Source organism: Saccharicrinis sp. 156 (assembly GCF_050589685.1).
In the GTDB taxonomy this organism is placed as follows: Bacteria; Bacteroidota; Bacteroidia; order Bacteroidales; family Marinilabiliaceae; genus Saccharicrinis.
In genome coordinates, this window is sequence record NZ_JBNGOS010000024.1 from 1 (window position 1) to 16,930 (window position 16,930).

8 protein-coding genes are annotated in these 16,930 nt (G+C 38.3%); all 8 read left to right on the top strand.

Translation table 11 applies throughout. The features are described 5' to 3' along the window. The first annotated feature begins 97 nt into the window (after nt 1–97). The 8 genes from ACRD64_RS15290 (at nt 98) to ACRD64_RS15325 (ending at nt 16,545) form a co-directional block, all read left to right on the top strand. Entirely contained in the window at nt 98–334 is a 237-nt protein-coding gene (locus tag ACRD64_RS15290) for an RNA polymerase sigma factor (RefSeq protein WP_430934320.1), read from the top strand. A 119-nt stretch (nt 335–453) separates the two neighbouring features. Next, on the top strand, nt 454–1,608 hold the full coding sequence (locus tag ACRD64_RS15295; protein WP_430934321.1) for a FecR family protein: 1,155 nt from the start codon (nt 454–456) through the stop codon (nt 1,606–1,608). A 77-nt stretch (nt 1,609–1,685) separates the two neighbouring features. After that, entirely contained in the window at nt 1,686–5,069 is a 3,384-nt protein-coding gene (locus ACRD64_RS15300) for a SusC/RagA family TonB-linked outer membrane protein (protein WP_430934322.1), read from the top strand. Nucleotides 5,070–5,094: 25 nt separating this feature from the next. Beyond that, nucleotides 5,095–6,705, top strand: a complete 1,611-nt coding sequence (locus tag ACRD64_RS15305; protein ID WP_430934323.1) for a RagB/SusD family nutrient uptake outer membrane protein — start codon at nt 5,095–5,097, stop codon at nt 6,703–6,705. 410 nt (nt 6,706–7,115) lie between these two features. After that, entirely contained in the window at nt 7,116–8,612 is a 1,497-nt protein-coding gene (locus ACRD64_RS15310) for an alpha-L-fucosidase (RefSeq protein ID WP_430934324.1), read from the top strand. 356 nt (nt 8,613–8,968) lie between these two features. Further along, nucleotides 8,969–11,479, top strand: a complete 2,511-nt coding sequence (locus ACRD64_RS15315) for a sugar-binding domain-containing protein (RefSeq protein ID WP_430934325.1) — start codon at nt 8,969–8,971, stop codon at nt 11,477–11,479. A 4-nt stretch (nt 11,480–11,483) separates the two neighbouring features. Continuing rightward, on the top strand, nt 11,484–13,676 hold the full coding sequence (locus ACRD64_RS15320; RefSeq protein WP_430934326.1) for a T9SS type A sorting domain-containing protein: 2,193 nt from the start codon (nt 11,484–11,486) through the stop codon (nt 13,674–13,676). A 73-nt stretch (nt 13,677–13,749) separates the two neighbouring features. After that, on the top strand, nt 13,750–16,545 hold the full coding sequence (locus ACRD64_RS15325; RefSeq protein WP_430934327.1) for a carbohydrate binding domain-containing protein: 2,796 nt from the start codon (nt 13,750–13,752) through the stop codon (nt 16,543–16,545). The last annotated feature ends 385 nt before the right edge of the window (nt 16,546–16,930 follow it).

Below are 16,930 nucleotides of genomic sequence, written 5' to 3' on the forward strand. Positions count from 1 at the left end.
GTAAATTCATGGCTGATTAAGAAAAAAGTGAACGGGTATGGCCGTTTTCACTGGGTGGGTATAGACCGTTTTTTCTACTATTTCGACTCAATTAATTTTGCAAGATGAGGATATCGAGGATGATAGTTCTTTAGAGTCTATTAAAATCGCCATAAATAATCTACCTCCTCAAATGGGAAAAGTATTTAAAGCCAAATACTATCAACAACTAAAGATTGAAGAAATAGCCAAGGAATTAAAAATTTCTGTTTCAACAGTAAAAACTCAGCTGGCCAGGGGAAAAAGTAAATTGCGTGAGCTCATTCATGATTTTTTGTTATTCTATTTTCTATAGCTTTTTTTGTATACTTTCATGAGTGGGATAGAGCTTGTTATAAAAAACAAAAAAAAGTAAAGATATGTGTCGTCCTTTTTGGAATCCTTGTCGTCTTAAGGAAAAATCAAAAAAGAAAAATGCATAAATCAAATATAGACTTTAATATTATTTGGAGAAAAATTCATTTTACTATTTCAGAAGACGAAAGCCAGGAACTCGAAAATTGGCTGCGATATTCTCCAAAGCATAGGGAGTTATTTAACAATGCGGTAAAGTTTTATAAAGAAGGCTCTTCATTTTCAAGAAAACCTGCTAATAAGAATAAAGCGCTAAAGAATATTAAAGCAAGAATTAGCCGCAAAATCGTTTTTACTCGTATAGTTGCTTCAGTTGCTATTCTTTTTATCATAGCCACAGTAACTTATGTGTTTCAAATAGATTCGTTTGATCCTGAAGAAATTATTGCAAAAAATATTGAGCCGAAAACAAAATCAGGAAAGCAAAAGGCTATATTAATACTAGATGATGGCACAGCAAAACAGTTGACAACAAAATCATCTATAAAGATACGACAAGGCCAAACCATTTTGCAACAATCCGAAGAAGGGTTGTCTTATGTTTCGACTATTAAAAAAGCAGATCAATTAATTTATAATACTATAAAAATTCCCCGAGGAGGTGAATTTTTTCTCGAATTATCCGATAAAACCAAAGTGTGGTTAAACTCCGAAACTATACTTCGTTACCCAGTAACATTTGCCAATGATAATAGAATTGTTGAATTGACAGGAGAAGCCTATTTCGAAGTTACTAAAGATGCAAAACGTCCATTCAATGTACTTTCAAGCAAACATACAGTTCAGGTTTTAGGAACCCAGTTTAACGTTTCTTCCTATCCAGATGATGATAATATTAAAACTACCCTGGTTGAAGGATCGGTTAATGTAAAAGCAGGTGATGCTGATGTAGTGACTCTTAAGCCTGGTTTTCAGTCAGTATATAATCCCGTTAATGATATTATTGCGACAGAAAAAGTAAATGTAGAGGAATTTGTAATCTGGAAAAAGGGATTGTTTTATTTTAAAAACCAATCATTGGAAGATATGATGACAACACTTGAAAGATGGTATAATGTATCGGTGTTTTTTAGTGATACAGTATGCAAAGATGTTAAGTTCACAGGGAAGATAAAACGTTATGAGAGTCTCGAGAATATATTATCTGTGATTGAAGAAACCAATGAAATTAGTTTTGAAGTAACTCAAGATGAAGTGTTTATTACCCGGAAATGAAGAAAGGATGTGATACGGCAATATCACACCCTTTTAATGTTAATAATTCCAAGTTAAATTAAAAACGTAGTAAAATTATGAAAAAAAAATCAAAGTACTTGCCCCGCAATGTGGGCGCAATGAAATTGACTATGAAATTTACCTTATTCTTTCTGTTTATTAGTTATTTGCAATGTACTGCAAGTACATATGCTCAACAAACTAAAATGTCTGTTGCAATACAAGATGCTTCCGTTTATCAGGTATTGGAGGCGATTGAAAATCAAAGTGATTTTACTTTCTTATATCGTTCAAATCTTTTTGATAAAGTAGATAAACAAAATGTGGAAATACAGAATGTTACTGTATATGAATATCTGGATAAATATTTGGTTCCTGAAGGATTTGAATATGTTGTTAAAGACAAAACAGTAGTGATCAGAGAATTTTTAACTCAGAATAATACAGCCCAACAGGCTGAACATACAGTAACTGGGAAAGTTCTTGATGATAAAGGGTTCCCATTACCGGGGGTTGCTATTATGGTTAAAGGTACCACAACTGGAACAATTACTGATATTGATGGTAATTATGTTATTTCAAATCTGCAGGGGAATGAAGTACTGGTTTTTTCTTTTATAGGAATGCAAAGACAGGAAGTGCCAGTTGCCGGGCAATCATCTATTAATATAACTTTACAGGCAGATGCTATTGGTCTTGATGAAGTAGTTGCCGTAGGGTATGGTTATAAAAAAAGAAGCGTAGTAACAGGGGCTATTAGTAGTCTGAGTTCGGATGATCTGCTTCAGTCAAAGCCAGCTGATATAAATCAGGCTTTAGGTGGACGTGCAGCAGGCGTTGTTGTTTCACAAGCTTCAGGACAACCCGGTTCAAGTCCTAAAATAGTTATTCGAGGGGTTGGTACCAATGGAAATTCAGATCCTCTTTATATTATTGATGGCTTGCCTATGTCAGATATGACTTCCGTTAATCCTTCGGATATTGAATCCATGGAGGTATTAAAAGATGCTACCTCTGCGGCAATTTATGGAGCAAGAGGAGCCAATGGCGTTATACTTATTACCACCAAAAAAGGGAAAAAAGGAGAGTCTACCTTAACATACAATGGTTTTTATGGTGTGCAAGGGGCCTTTAACCAGCCGGATATGTTAAAAACTGACGGATATCTTGAACTGATGAAAGAGTTCTATGCCAATGATGGAAGCAACTATCCCGAAGTAATGCCTACAGAAAATTTAGGGGTGGATACAGATTGGTTAAATGAAATAACCGATACTGCTCCGGTGCAGGAACACAATGTAACCGCGACCATGGGAGGAGAAAAAGGTAGTACCTTGTTGTCCTTAGGCTATCGTAATCAGGATGGTATCATTGGAGGGGATAAATCATTTTTTAAAAGATATAATGCCCGGATAAACACGTTTATGGACGTGAAAGAGTACATCACCATAGGTGCAAATATTAATTTCACGCATATTGATAAAAATGGTATTTCAACAGGAACCAATGGTTATAATCCTGTTTATTATGCGTTGCAAATGGATCCAACCACTCCGGTATATGGTGATGGATTGGTTGCTGCCGATGAAGATGGATATGGAGTGTCGTCAGTGCCTTTTTCACGGATGTGGAACCCTTTTTCCTTTATGGATGTAACCAGTAATGGATATAACAAAACAGAACGTTTTTTTGGTAATGTATTTGCGGAAATAGAACTTATCAGCGGATTAAAGTTCAAAACAGATTTCGCCACCAACCTTAGTTCTAACAATAGAAGAAGTTTTTCCCGCGAATATAATCACCGGTCAGATATTAATTCTACAGTCAGTAGTGTAAGTCAAAACTCCAGTAGAAGTACATTCTGGCAATGGGAAAACACATTGAATTATACCAAAGAGTTTAATGGCCATTCGTTGGGTGTTTTGGTAGGTATATCTTCATCTGAGGATACGTATGAATGGTTGTCCGGTACCAGAAACGACCTGCCCGTAGAAGCAGAGACCAATTCAAATTTCTGGTATCTAAATTCAGGTGATGTTGGTTCCGCTTCAAACGGAGGCTCTGCTAATGCTATACATTCTTTGTATTCACGTTTTGGGAGGGCCAGCTATAGTTATAAAGAAAAGTATATGGCTGAGTTTGTGGTGCGTGTAGATGGCTCATCTAATTTTGGACCTTCCAATAAGTATGGTACATTTCCGGGGGTAAGTGCCGGGTGGAATGTTTCTAGCGAAGAGTTTTGGACTATTAAAAATTTCGACTACCTGAAGTTAAGAGCCAGTTGGGGACAGAACGGTAATGAAGATATAGATGCATTTTCCTATACTTCGATTGTAGGAAATGATCAATATTATACACTGGGGACAAACAGTTCCGTGGTGACTGGTTCGGCGCCAACATCGCTGGTCAATCCTGATGTGAAGTGGGAAACAAGTGAGCAGATAAATATTGGTGCAGATATGGGTTTATTCAACAATAAGCTGAGAGCTAATGTGGATTATTATGTAAAGACGACAAAAGATCTGCTTTTTCAAAGGACAGTGGAGGACGTAAGAGGTAACGAGGCATCGTATTATAATCTGGGCAAAGTAAAGAACTCGGGTGTCGAAATCCAGCTAGGAACTAATTTTGACGTCGGAGAAGTATCATTTGCCGTGAATGCCAATGCATCCTATCTAAAGAACGAGGTGGAAGAGGTTGGAAACGACAATGGATATGAAGAAGGAGGATCGTGGAAGGCTTCGTATAATGTAACCCGCATGCAGGAGGGATATCCCATCGGTTATTTTTATGGCTATAAGATAGATGGTATTTTCCAAACACAGTCTGAGGTGGATAGTTATACCGATGAGGACGGAAACTTAACCTATCCCAATGCACAAGCCGGAGATTTCAAATGGCACGATACCAATGGGGATAAACAAATAACAGCCGAAGATAAAACGGATATCGGCAACCCTTGGCCCAAATGGACTTATGGCGTCAATATCAGTGCCAACTGGAAAAATTTTGATTTTAGTGTTTTTGTTCACGGAAAAGCCGATGTGGATGTGTGGATGTCGCAATATCGGGATGAAGCATACGGAAGATCCAATTTGCCTTCGTTCTGGTTGGATCGTTGGCAAAAAGAAGGGGATGATAAAGGAGTGCCCCGGGTCACATTAGCCGATTTAAATAATAATGTGCGTAACCCCTCTGAATTTCATGTGCGCGATGCTTCTTTCTTTAAGATAGGAACAATTGAATTGGGATATACATTCCCCGAAAAAATATTGAAATCGGTTAACCTCTCTAATGTAAGGATCTATGGAGCCATCGATAATGTGGCCATTTTTACCGACTACCCTATGTTTGATCCGGAAGTGGGAGCGATGGAGGGTAACATATTAAACACAGGTTTAGATTACTCCATGTATCCGCAAGCAAGAACTTTCCGTGCAGGAATAAACCTGGCATTTTAATTTGTGAACTTAAAAAATGAAAAAAATGAAGAGTCTTAAAAATATATTTTTCTTTGGGTTATTGTTTGTGGCGGTAGCCTGTTCAGATGAGTTTTTGGAATCAGATCCGGTAAATAGTTCTACTGAAGATACTTTTTATCAAACAGATGATCAGATGTATGCTGCGTTGATGGCTGCCTATGACCCCTTGCAATATTGTAACGCCCTGGCTACCTTTGTGCCTTTCGGAGAGATCAGATCAGATAATTGCAAAACAGGTGGAGGTGGCGAAGGGGATCAGCCGGATATGCAAGCCTTAGAGGCCTTTACCAATACGGAAGTAAATTATGTCTCCGATGGTATATGGGAGAAGAATTATACAGGTATCTACCGAGCCAACCTGGTTATTAACGCTTCCTATGAAAGTGATGAAGCAACTGTTTATAAAGCTGAAGCTAAGTTTTTAAGGGCTTGGTATCACTTTGATGTATTAAGGACTTATGGCCCCTGTCCTATTATTGATCAAACCACTTATCCTGAGAGCGAAGAGTTTACCAGGCAAAGTAGAGATAATGTAAACGCCTTCATCGAAAGCGATTTGTTAGAGGCCATTCCGGTGTTATTGGAAAAAAGTGAAATGCCCGATGATCAGTTAGGTCGTATTACCAAAGCGGCAGCTCAGGCTTTGTTAGGTAAGGTGTATGTCTATTGGGCAGATTGGAACAGCGATGATGCAAGCCTGTTCGGTAAAGCAGAGGAATATTTGCAAGCTGTTATTAACAGCTCCGATTATAGTTTGGTGGCTGATTACTCAGACTTGTTTGATGCGCACACCGAGAATAGCTCTGAATCGATATTTGAAATTCAGCGATCTACAAAATCAGGTTGGACTAGCTGGGCGAATACCAATGGCACGGAAGGTAACTTCTGGGTACAATATGCGGGCCCTCGCGGTTTAAATTCCAAACATCCGGAAATAGAAGCTGGTTGGGGGTTTGTATTGCCTCAACACGATTTGATGGATTTCTACCTTCCTGACGATACTGTGCGTAAAAGAGCTGTTGCGTATACCTACGATGAGTTGGTTACCGAAGAGAATACAACCATTAGCGATCCGGACGACTATGTAGTATGGGATATAGCCCAATATAATCAGGTTGATTTTGTGGGTTATGCACAAAAGAAATATCCGTGCTGGGTAGATTATGAATATCTTGGCTCCAAGTCTTTGAATCGTCCGGGAAACGAACGTGTGATCCGTTTGGCAGAGGTGTACCTTTTGTTGGCAGAATGTAAGTTAAGAGGCACAGGTAACGAAGGGGAAGCAAAAGTATTAATGGATGAAGTACGAAAGTATCACGTAGGAATGAATACAGGAACCTATAATACCGTGGACGATTTAATCTCAAATTACCCTGAGCGTTTTTCAAGTGTTTTAGATGTATTGTGGTATGAACGTAGAGCGGAGCTGGCAGGAGAAGGAGATCGCTGGTTTGACTTAGTTCGCAGTGGAAGAGCAGAGAGTGTGATGGGAGTTATTTATCCAGGAGTTGATTGGAGCAAACACATATACATACCTATCGGCCTAACTGAGCAAGGAAATTCAGGTAATACACTAACAGCATACCCTGACGAGACCTATCCAGATCCAATATAAAACATATAAACTGTACTCTAATATAATTACGTCTTGGTAATTCCTAAAATTGAGAATCACTCCTTTTTTTAAGGGGTGATTTTTATGAGGTGGCTATTTTATCATTAAGGGGTTATAAGATGAAGTAAGGAAAGAAATTGTTCTTAAGATCCAAACGAACCTAGTCCAGTTCATGTTTTCATTCAAAAAACAAATGAATATTAGAATATTATTAATGTAAAAATATAATAATGTTGCTAATGCGCCATATTTTCTGGTACCTTTTGTTTTTGAGGTATTTATGTATCGTGGTTGAGCGGTATTGTGATAAGGTATGTCGTATTAGTGCAAAACAAAATAATTCGTGTGCCTTATTTTTGTATAAAGAAAATCAGCAAAAGTTTTTTGTAACTCAAATTAATTTTATCGTAATGAATAATTATCTATTAATCCTTATAGCAGCAGCCATGTTTGCCTGTAATGCTGTACCCGGAGAGTCGGAAAAAAACAAATCAGAACCTAAATACACGGCCGATTGGGAATCATTAAAACAATATAAAGTACCGGAATGGTGGCTGAATACCAAGTTTGGTATCTATTTTCATTGGGGACCTTATTCTGTGCCTGCTCATGAAACAGAGTGGTATGCGATACATATGTACACCCAAGGGCACCCAATTCGTAAGTATCATGAAGAGACTTATGGTGATTTAAAAGAGTTTGGTTACAAGGATTTCATTCCCATGTTTACGGCTGAAAAATTTGATGCGGATGAATGGGCAGAACTATTTAAGAAATCCGGAGCACAGTTTGCCGGTCCGGTTGCTGAGCATGCCGATGGCTTTGCTATGTGGGATAGTGAATTGACAGAATGGGATGCCATGGACATGGGACCCAAGCGCGATATCGTTGGCGAAATGGAAAAGGCTGTTCGTAAGCAAGGTATGAAATTTATTGCTACCTATCACCGTCATTGGTTGTATGCCTGGTACCCTACTTGGGATAAGAATACCGATGCCGGCGACCCAGAATATGCAGGTCTTTATGGGCCTTATGTACCGGAAGGTTCGTTTGTAATGGCAACGGGTGATTACCCTAACCCCCCAAAAAAGGAATTTCACCAGGAATGGTTGGATCGCTTGAATGAGCTGATGGACAAATATCAGCCAGATATCATCTGGTTCGATAATAAGATGGATATCATTGAAGAGCAATACCGTAAGCAATTCCTGGCAAATTATTACAATAAAGCAATAGAATGGGGTAGAGATGTAGTTTGTACCTATAAGTTTACCGATATGGTTGAAGGTACGGCAGTACTTGATTTGGAACGCTCCCGAATGAAAGAAAAAAAAGACTTCCCATGGTTAACGGATGATTCTATTGATTGGAAAGCTTGGTGTAATATCTCCGATCCGAAATATAAGTCGACCAATCGTTTAATCGACTTTCTGGTGGACGTGGTTAGTAAAAACGGCGCTGTTTTGTTGAATGTAACCCCGCAAGCCGATGGAGTAATGCCCGATGGAGTCAAGTCGCGTTTATTGGAAATGGGCGAGTGGCTTAAGGCCAACGGTGAAGCCATCTACGACACGCGCCCTTGGAAAATTTATGGCGAAGGTCCGCTTGAGATTAAGGAAGGTCATTTGAGTGAAGATAAGAACAAAGATGCGGTTGCCGAAGATATTCGTTTTACAACCAAAGATGGAAATCTGTACGCGTTTGCGCTAGATTGGCCTAAGGATAAAATGGTGATCCGTAGTTTAGCAACCAAAGAAAACCTATTGAACCGAAAGATAGATAAGGTAAGTATGCTGGCAACAGGAGAAGAGCTTAAGTGGAAACTTACCGACGATGGTTTGTCGGTTGATATGCCTAAGGAAAAGCCCGGTGATTTTGCGTTCGCGTTAAAAATAGAAACAAAATAGCTGAGGGGGTAAATTCCCTTTGAAATAACAGATAAAAGCCTGTTTCTTTATAGTAAGAAGCAGGCTTTTTCTAGTTAAACCCGCAATATGCATTAGAAATTCTATTACCTATTGAAATTACTTTAAAACAAGACACTTCGTTGCATCACTTTCAACTCACCAGAACGATGCTCCCGAAAGTAATCGGGACAAGTGATGCCTCGTTTCAGTAATGCCTTGTTTTATTGTACTTGCCATGCTCATGACGAACCTCCAATACTTTATCCGGGTTAAAAATATCCCCTATATCAGCATTATTTTGTCAATGAACAATTACTGTACAAAAGGTAGTTTTGTAACGTATAAGTTGAATGAATATGATGAGAAATATAATTGTAGCCCTTGTTTTTTTTATAAGCTGTTTAGGGTGCACATCAACGGTGGAAACGAGAAGGACAGAAGATTTTAATTTTGACTGGAAGTTCCATTATGGAGATGTGAAAAATGGATTTAAGGAAAATATTGATGAAAGCAATTGGCGGGAAGTTAAACTACCACACGATTGGAGCGTGGAACATTCGTTTACCCAGGAAAAAACCGGGGGTGCTACGGCCTTTCTGCCAGGAGGGGTGGGTTGGTATCGTAAAACATTTGAATTGCCTTCAAGTGCAAAAGATAAGTTGGTAAGAATTGAATTTGATGGGGTTTACACCAATTCTGAAGTATGGATAAATGAACATTATTTAGGTAAGCGACCATTTGGTTATGCTCCTTTTAGTTACGATTTATCGGAACATATCAATTTTGGTAAAGAAAACGTAATTGTAGTTAAGGCCGATAGAACAGCATTTTTGGATAGTCGCTGGTATCCGGGTTCAGGAATATATCGCAACGTAAAGTTGGTAATTGCTAATAAAACACATATTCCACAATGGGGTGTTTTTGTTACCACGCCTAAAGTTACAAAGGAATATGCAGATGTAAATATTTCAACGGATTTAAAAATAGAAAGTACTGAAGGAAACATAGTCCTCAAAAATACAATTTACTTTAATGAGGCTCAAGTGGCTTCTGAAGAAGAGAAATTAGACTTAACCTTTAATGGAGAAGCAAAATCTAATGTGGCTTATACCGTTAGGGTTGATAATCCACAACTTTGGGATACAGAAACACCTAATTTATATACCGCTGTTACTGAATTGATTGTTGATGGTAAAGTGGTTGACAATACTGAAACAAAATTTGGTATCCGCTCCTTTTATTTTGATGCAGAAAAAGGATTCTTTTTAAATGGTAAAAACACCTTGATAAAAGGAGTATGTCTTCATCATGATGGTGGTTTGGTAGGAGCCGCAGTCCCACGTGGAGTGTGGGAAAGAAGGCTAATGAAATTAAAAGAAGCTGGCTGTAATGCTATCCGTACCGCTCATAATCCTCCATCGGAAGAGTTTTTGGATATCTGCGACGAAATCGGGTTTCTGGTGCAAGATGAAGCTTTTGATGAGTTTCAAAAACCAAAGGACAAAAGGAAAAATTACAATCAACAATCCGTAGATGAAGAAACCAAAGGTTATGCCCAATACTTTGATGAGTGGTGCGAACGTGACCTGACCAACATGATTCTTAGGGACAGGAACCACCCTTCCATTATTATGTGGAGCATCGGTAACGAAATAGAATGGACTTTCCCTAATTACGGCCAGGCAACTGGTTATTGGGGAAGTACTAAAGTGGGCGATGTAAATTATTATTGGGATGAGCCTCCTTTATCTATTGAGAAAGTAAAAGAGCTATTTTATAAATCGGGTAAGGAGGATGTTTGTGCGCAAACGGCTCGTAAATTATCCCGCACAATTAAAAAGTTTGATACAACACGTCCTGTTACTGCTAACCTGGTAATCCCTGCTGTAAGTATGTTTTCGGGTTATGCCGATGCCTTGGATATTGTGGGTTTAAGTTATCGTCAGTCGGTTTACGATTATTGCAGAAAACATTATCCCGATAAGGTTATTTTAGGAACAGAGAACTGGGTTCGTTATCACGAATGGAAACCTGTGGTTGAAAACGAATATATGAGCGGTATATTTATGTGGACAGGTATCAACTACATGGGGGAATCGCGACGCTGGCCTGTTCGAGGAAGCGGGAGTGGGATGCTGGATTTTGCGGGTTTTGAAAATCCATCCTACCACATGTTTAAATCGCTTTGGAACAAAGTGCCACATGTGTATATCACTACACAAACTTCAGATAAATCGCCATATACTTTAACTAAAGGTGGTGAGGTTATCGAAAAAGAAAAAGACTGGTCAATTCATCAAAAGTGGGGCTGGCAGGATGTAAATACACATTGGAACTACAACGAGGGTGAAGGTGTTATGGTTGAAATTTATACCAACCAGGAGGCGGTTGAATTGTTTTTAAACGATAAATCCTATGGTGTTAGGCATTTATCTGATGTGGATGACCATATTCTAAAATGGTTTGTACCCTATCATCAGGGTGAATTAAAGGCTGTTTCTGCATCAGTGCAACATTCACTAAAAACAGCGCTTGAACCTACAGATTTTCTTATTCATGTGGATAAAGATACGCTAAATGCCAACGCCTGTGATGTAGCTCATTTCGAAATTCAATTGGTAGATAGTAAAGGTATTCCGGTAAAACATCTTGAAAAAGAAGTAGCATTTAAAATGAACGGCCCGGCAAAATTATTGGGTGTTGACAATGGTTCCCCTAATAGTATACAGGATTATCAGCGTAATAAGGTAACTACGTCGGAAGGCAGGTGTTTGATGATTCTTCAGGCATTGCAAAAGAAGGGTGTTGCAGAGATTGAAATAAAAATCGCAGGAATCAACAAAAAAACAGAAATAATAATAGAATAAATTTATGCTAAAAAGTCTACAAAAAACTACAGGAGCTTTATTGATGTCGGCATTTTCGTTAGCGGGGATTGCTCAGCAACAGATTACAGTAGATGTTTCGCCAACCATATCAAAAAGCATAGAAGGGCACAAGGATTTAAACCGTACCAAGTATTTTAACCTGGCAGCGAATGTTAGTGAGATTAAATCGAAATTGATGGGTTATGACATGACCATGGCCGATTATTATATCAACGATTTGGAAATGACGGTCGGCCGTAAGTTGATGATGGTAAAATCAGAAACTTTCTGGGGTAATTCGTTGCGGGAGGATTCGGAAAGACCTGGATTTACCGATATCGATTATTTTAAAAGTAAAAAGACGGGATTAAATGATGACGGCATGGATATGCTTAAAACGGCTTTCGGTGATAACCAAGATTTGGCCTGTCACGAAGGAACAGATGGATATCCGGATTATATGGATCAGTATACAGTAGATGGAAGCGCAGGTCATAAATACCCTTCAAATGCGGAATCAGCGGCCGAGTTGATATCTACCATCCTAAAATATGGACATACCGATTTTCAGCGCCCTGCATATTATGAGCTGATGAACGAACCTCACTGGAAGCATTATGACGACCAGCGCTTTATTGATTTGCATGTAAAAACTAAGGAAAAAGTAACCGCTGAAGGTGTTAATACTTTAATTGGGGGGCCATGTTCTTCAGTAAGCAACTACCATAAAAATGAATACCGAAATTTAAGGGGTATTACCAACTTTATAAGCAATACCGAATTTAAACTTGATTTTTACTCTTTTCACTCGTATGATTATATGAAATGGGACGATGATGCAAATGACTTTGTTGGTGCGATAAACTCAGGTTTGCCTTTAGAAGGGGTTTTAGATGCATGTGCAGCATATTGTTCTAATGCAGGTCACGAGTTTAAATATCTGGCCAGTGAACATGGAGGCTATATTTCTGATTCAGATAACAGAGAAACAGCATTGGAGAAATTAGGACAACAATATTTTGCGGGTTCGGGTTTTGATTATGAAATGGAGAAGCGTAATATCGATAACTTCATTATGGTAAACAGTGCTATAGCTAACACTATGACCTATATGAACCATCCTCACGTGGTTTTAAAATCAGTTCCGTTTATTTTGTTAGAAACTTCGGGATGGGATCCTTATTATTATTCGAGCCTTTTGGTAAAAGAGAATTTTGATAAAAACAGTGCTGATTATAGGGAATCGAAACTAATTGATTTTTATAAATTATTTAAAGGCGTAAAAGGAAGACGTGTTGATACTTATATAGACGATACGGATATCCAGCATCATGCTTTTGTTTCGGATAATCAGTTGATAATGGTTTTTCATAACCAAAGTAATACGGATGCAGAAATTACTTTAAATATTAATAACTACACGGAAACACCAAGTGATTACACCGTTCGTAGATTAAGAAGGCAAGTTGATTTTAGACCCGAAATGCTTGAGGAATCACTAGCTACTTTATCAACTTTAGAAATTGGGAGCCAGGAATCGATAGTGGTGTTTGTTAATTATGCCAATACCATTGGAGAAGAAAAAACATTAAACGAAAGCATGTTTTATGCAAGCGAAACAGGAGCTCAGTTTAATGGCAGTAAGGATTTTGAAATAGATTTGGCAAATTACACTTATGTAAATGAAGCTGAACTGAGAGTTGGAATTGGCAGGGATGCCGATAACAGCAAAGAGGTTAAATTGTTTTTTAATGGAACAGAATTGGACGCACCGGTTGAGGATTGTGCAGAAAGGATTACCGGTGATTATTATGCAACAACAAAAATAGTAAAAGTCCCAGCTGATTTGCTTAAAAATACGAATACAATAAGAGTTACTTTTCCGGATGGAAAGTCGGGTGGTGTTGGCGCTGTGGTTTTACGTGCCAGAATTGAAGATGATGCTTCAGTAAATAGTATTAAGTACAACAAAAGCAGTTTAAAGATATTCCCAAACCCATCTAATTCTAAAGTTTATTTAACTACAGAAAAAGAAGGTGTTATTGAAGTGTTATCTATGGATGGAGTTGTTAAAAAGAAAGTGCAAAGCGAGAAAGGAACAACGGTTATGTCGGTTATGGATCTAAACAACGGCACTTATGTGGTTCGTTATATTGTAGGTTCAGATGCATCAACGGGGCTGTTGTCAGTACAGTAAAATATTAAATACTTACCCAATCAAAAACGGAATTGCTATAAATCGTGATTCGGTTTTTATAGAATTTTAGAATATGCAAAATAGATGTACTAGATTAATATTATTAATAGTTTTGGTTATAACCAGTTCGCTTAATGCGCAAAACTTATTAATGAATCCTGGTTTCGAGTCCGGATTAACAGACTGGACAGCTGGTTCGTGGGGTGGGGCAACGGCTTCGTTTGCCGCTTCGACGGATTATGCGCAAGAAGGAACAACATCCGCCATGGCTACGATACCAGCTGCTAACGAGGACCCAGGCAAGGTGTTCTTTCGTCAACAGAATGTAGCTTTGTCTACTTCTTCTGAATATACGCTTTCTTTTTATGTGATGAGTAATTCGGGAAGCGAAGAATCCATCGACTTATCTATTTATTCTCACACCAATATGGATGGAGCAGCGTGGGGAACGGCTTATAGTCAGCCAACTATTACTTTCCAGGGCGATGGTACATGGTACAAAAAAGAGTATGTGTTTACGCCTTCGGTGGTCGCGGGAGATCCTGATTTTAATAAGTTGGCAGTGTCGTTTAACTTGGCTCGAAATGCAACAACTCTTTATTTTGATAATTTTTCATTGACTACTGATACCAACATTGAGCCATATGAACCACAAAATTATTTTGTAAGCAAAACCGGTGATGATGCCAATGATGGTTCTGAGGAAAATCCATTTTTAACCATATCAAAAGCAGCATCAATAGCCGAAGCTGGTGATGTGGTTACGATTCATGAGGGAACTTACGAAGAAACATTAACTCCCCAAAACTCAGGTACTAGCGATAAACCAATTGTGTTTCAGGGTAAGTCTGGCGAAAAAGTAATTATTTCGGCAATGCAAGCGCTTAGCGGTTGGACATTAGATGAAGGTAACATCTACAAAACAACAATAGATTGGAGTTTAGCACAAAAAAATCTTGTTTTCAACGAAGATCAAATGATGACTTTAGCCCGATGGCCTAACGATACGGATGGTGATATAAGTACTCCAAATGGAATTAGGAATAGTGGAGGTAGCGGATCGGATGAAATTTTGAATGCTTACCTTACCTATAACGATGGAATCCCCAATTTTAATTGGGAAGATGGTGGATCTATCTGGTTTTATGGAAACAAAGCTGGCGGTGGCTGGATTGCCTGGAAATCATGGATTAAATCAAGTACCTCAACACAAGTTAATTTTGAGTTAGATAAAAGCCCTAGTTGGATTCGTACCTGGCATGATCCTGCTAGCTTAGGTTATTTTTTCTTAGAAGGTGTTAAAGAAGCTATTGATATTGATAACGAATGGTACTTCAACGAATCTACAAAAACACTTTATTTGCAAGTAGATGGAGGAACAATACCCACAGATGGTCAAATAAGCATGAGAAGGCGAGAACTAACCATTAACCTAAACAATAGAAATTACATTCAAATTAAGAACCTGGCCGTAACAGGTGGTAGAATTGATATTACAGGATCTGCATCAAATAACTTAATCTACCAAGTAACCAGTACCTTTGGAAATCATACCAGAGGAGTTGTAGATAATGGGTTTAACTCAGGTAGTCAAAGTATCATGATTAACGGTTCTAATAATACCATTGAAAAATGTGAGATTGCATATGGAGCTGGTAATGGAATTAAAGCATCTGGCGATGGTCATAAAATTCTAAACAATCACATTCATCACTTTAATACTTTAGGATGTTACGATGCTGTACTGAGTTTACGAGATGGTTCAAATACGGTTGTTAAAAACAATACTTTACACCATGCAGGACGTGATATTATAAATGCAAATCACACCAATGCCGAATATGCGTATAATGATATTTCTTATGGAAATGGGATTGTTGATGACTGTGCTCTTTATTATACAACAGGAGGTCCGCAATACGTTGAGATTCACCATAATTATTTTCATGACAATTATGGCGCGCCAGGAGCTCATGGTAAAGCAGCTGGTATTTATTTAGATAATGACGCAGAAGCATTTGATGTGCACCATAATGTTGTATGTAATACCGAATGGACTAATATCCAGATTAACTGGGACGGAAAAGATTTAAACATTTATAATAACACCCTGTGGAACGGTTCTGCTGTTATGGGAGCGTGGCACAAAGATGGCACTGCATTTTCGAATGTTAATGTATGGAATAACCTTTCTGATGATGCAAATTGGGAAGAACAGGCTGACAAACAAAATAATTTAACTATTTCAAATGGAGATCCTTTTACCGATTTGGCTAATGGAGATTTTACTTTACAAGCAGCAACGCAACCCATCGATTATGGTAGAGAAATAGCGGGTTTTACTGATGGATTTGTAGGTATTGCTCCTGATGTAGGAGCTTATGAATATGGCGCAACAGCTTGGACGGCTGGTATTAGCTGGAACCCGGAGGAAGGCCCTGCCGGATTAGGATGTTATGGTTTACCTGGAGATTATTGTTCAGTTAACCCTGATCTGTCGCAACTAGATACCGATGGCGATGGTGTTACCGACGATATTGATCAATGTCCTAATACTACCCCCGGTAAAGAAGTGGATGAAAAAGGATGTGAATCGGACGTGAGCGTAAAAGAATTACGGGAGGTAGGTTTAATGTTGTTTCCTAACCCGGTTGATGGAGGACGACTCTATGTCCAATCAAATGATCTGGGTAGGTTGAATATGAAGTATGTTATTTATTCTATTTCCGGCACAGTAATGCAAATGGGTTTAATTTCGGGTGACCATTCTAGAACTTCAATAAATATTGATGAATTACCGACTGGATGTTACCTGATGCTTATTACCGATAAGCAAACAAAAGCAGCAACTCGATTTGTTAAATTGTAGTATAAAAATATTAAAATGAGTAAGATTTTAGTTTTGTGCTATCCATCCTGATAGGATTAGGTATTCAGGCACAGACGGCTAATGGTAATTTCAGAAATCACATATTAGCGGTTTCTAACCTGATCCTTCAATATGTTGAGTGGGAGATACATATTGCGGGTTGAACATAGTTGCACAGGAATAGACCCTTCACTTTTTGGGGAGGATAATGGGAGATGCTATTGTACCGAGCAGCTGAAATTGACAGAAATAAAAACAAATGGCCAGGTAAGAAAGAAATGACAGGTTCTTTTCCTTTGGTTTAATTACAGAAATAAGGTGTCTGTTGAATTTTTTTTACCGGCTTAAGGTGTTGAAAATTAATGAATAATATTCGAAGTGTTAA

Coding starts and splice junctions, on each gene's coding strand:
- ACRD64_RS15295 (WP_430934321.1), top strand. CDS start 454: ATGCATAAATCAAATATAGACTTTAATATTATTTGGAGAAAAATTCAT.
- ACRD64_RS15300 (WP_430934322.1), top strand. CDS start 1,686: ATGAAAAAAAAATCAAAGTACTTGCCCCGCAATGTGGGCGCAATGAAA.
- ACRD64_RS15305 (WP_430934323.1), top strand. CDS start 5,095: ATGAAGAGTCTTAAAAATATATTTTTCTTTGGGTTATTGTTTGTGGCG.
- ACRD64_RS15310 (WP_430934324.1), top strand. CDS start 7,116: ATGAATAATTATCTATTAATCCTTATAGCAGCAGCCATGTTTGCCTGT.
- ACRD64_RS15315 (WP_430934325.1), top strand. CDS start 8,969: ATGATGAGAAATATAATTGTAGCCCTTGTTTTTTTTATAAGCTGTTTA.
- ACRD64_RS15320 (WP_430934326.1), top strand. CDS start 11,484: ATGCTAAAAAGTCTACAAAAAACTACAGGAGCTTTATTGATGTCGGCA.
- ACRD64_RS15325 (WP_430934327.1), top strand. CDS start 13,750: ATGCAAAATAGATGTACTAGATTAATATTATTAATAGTTTTGGTTATA.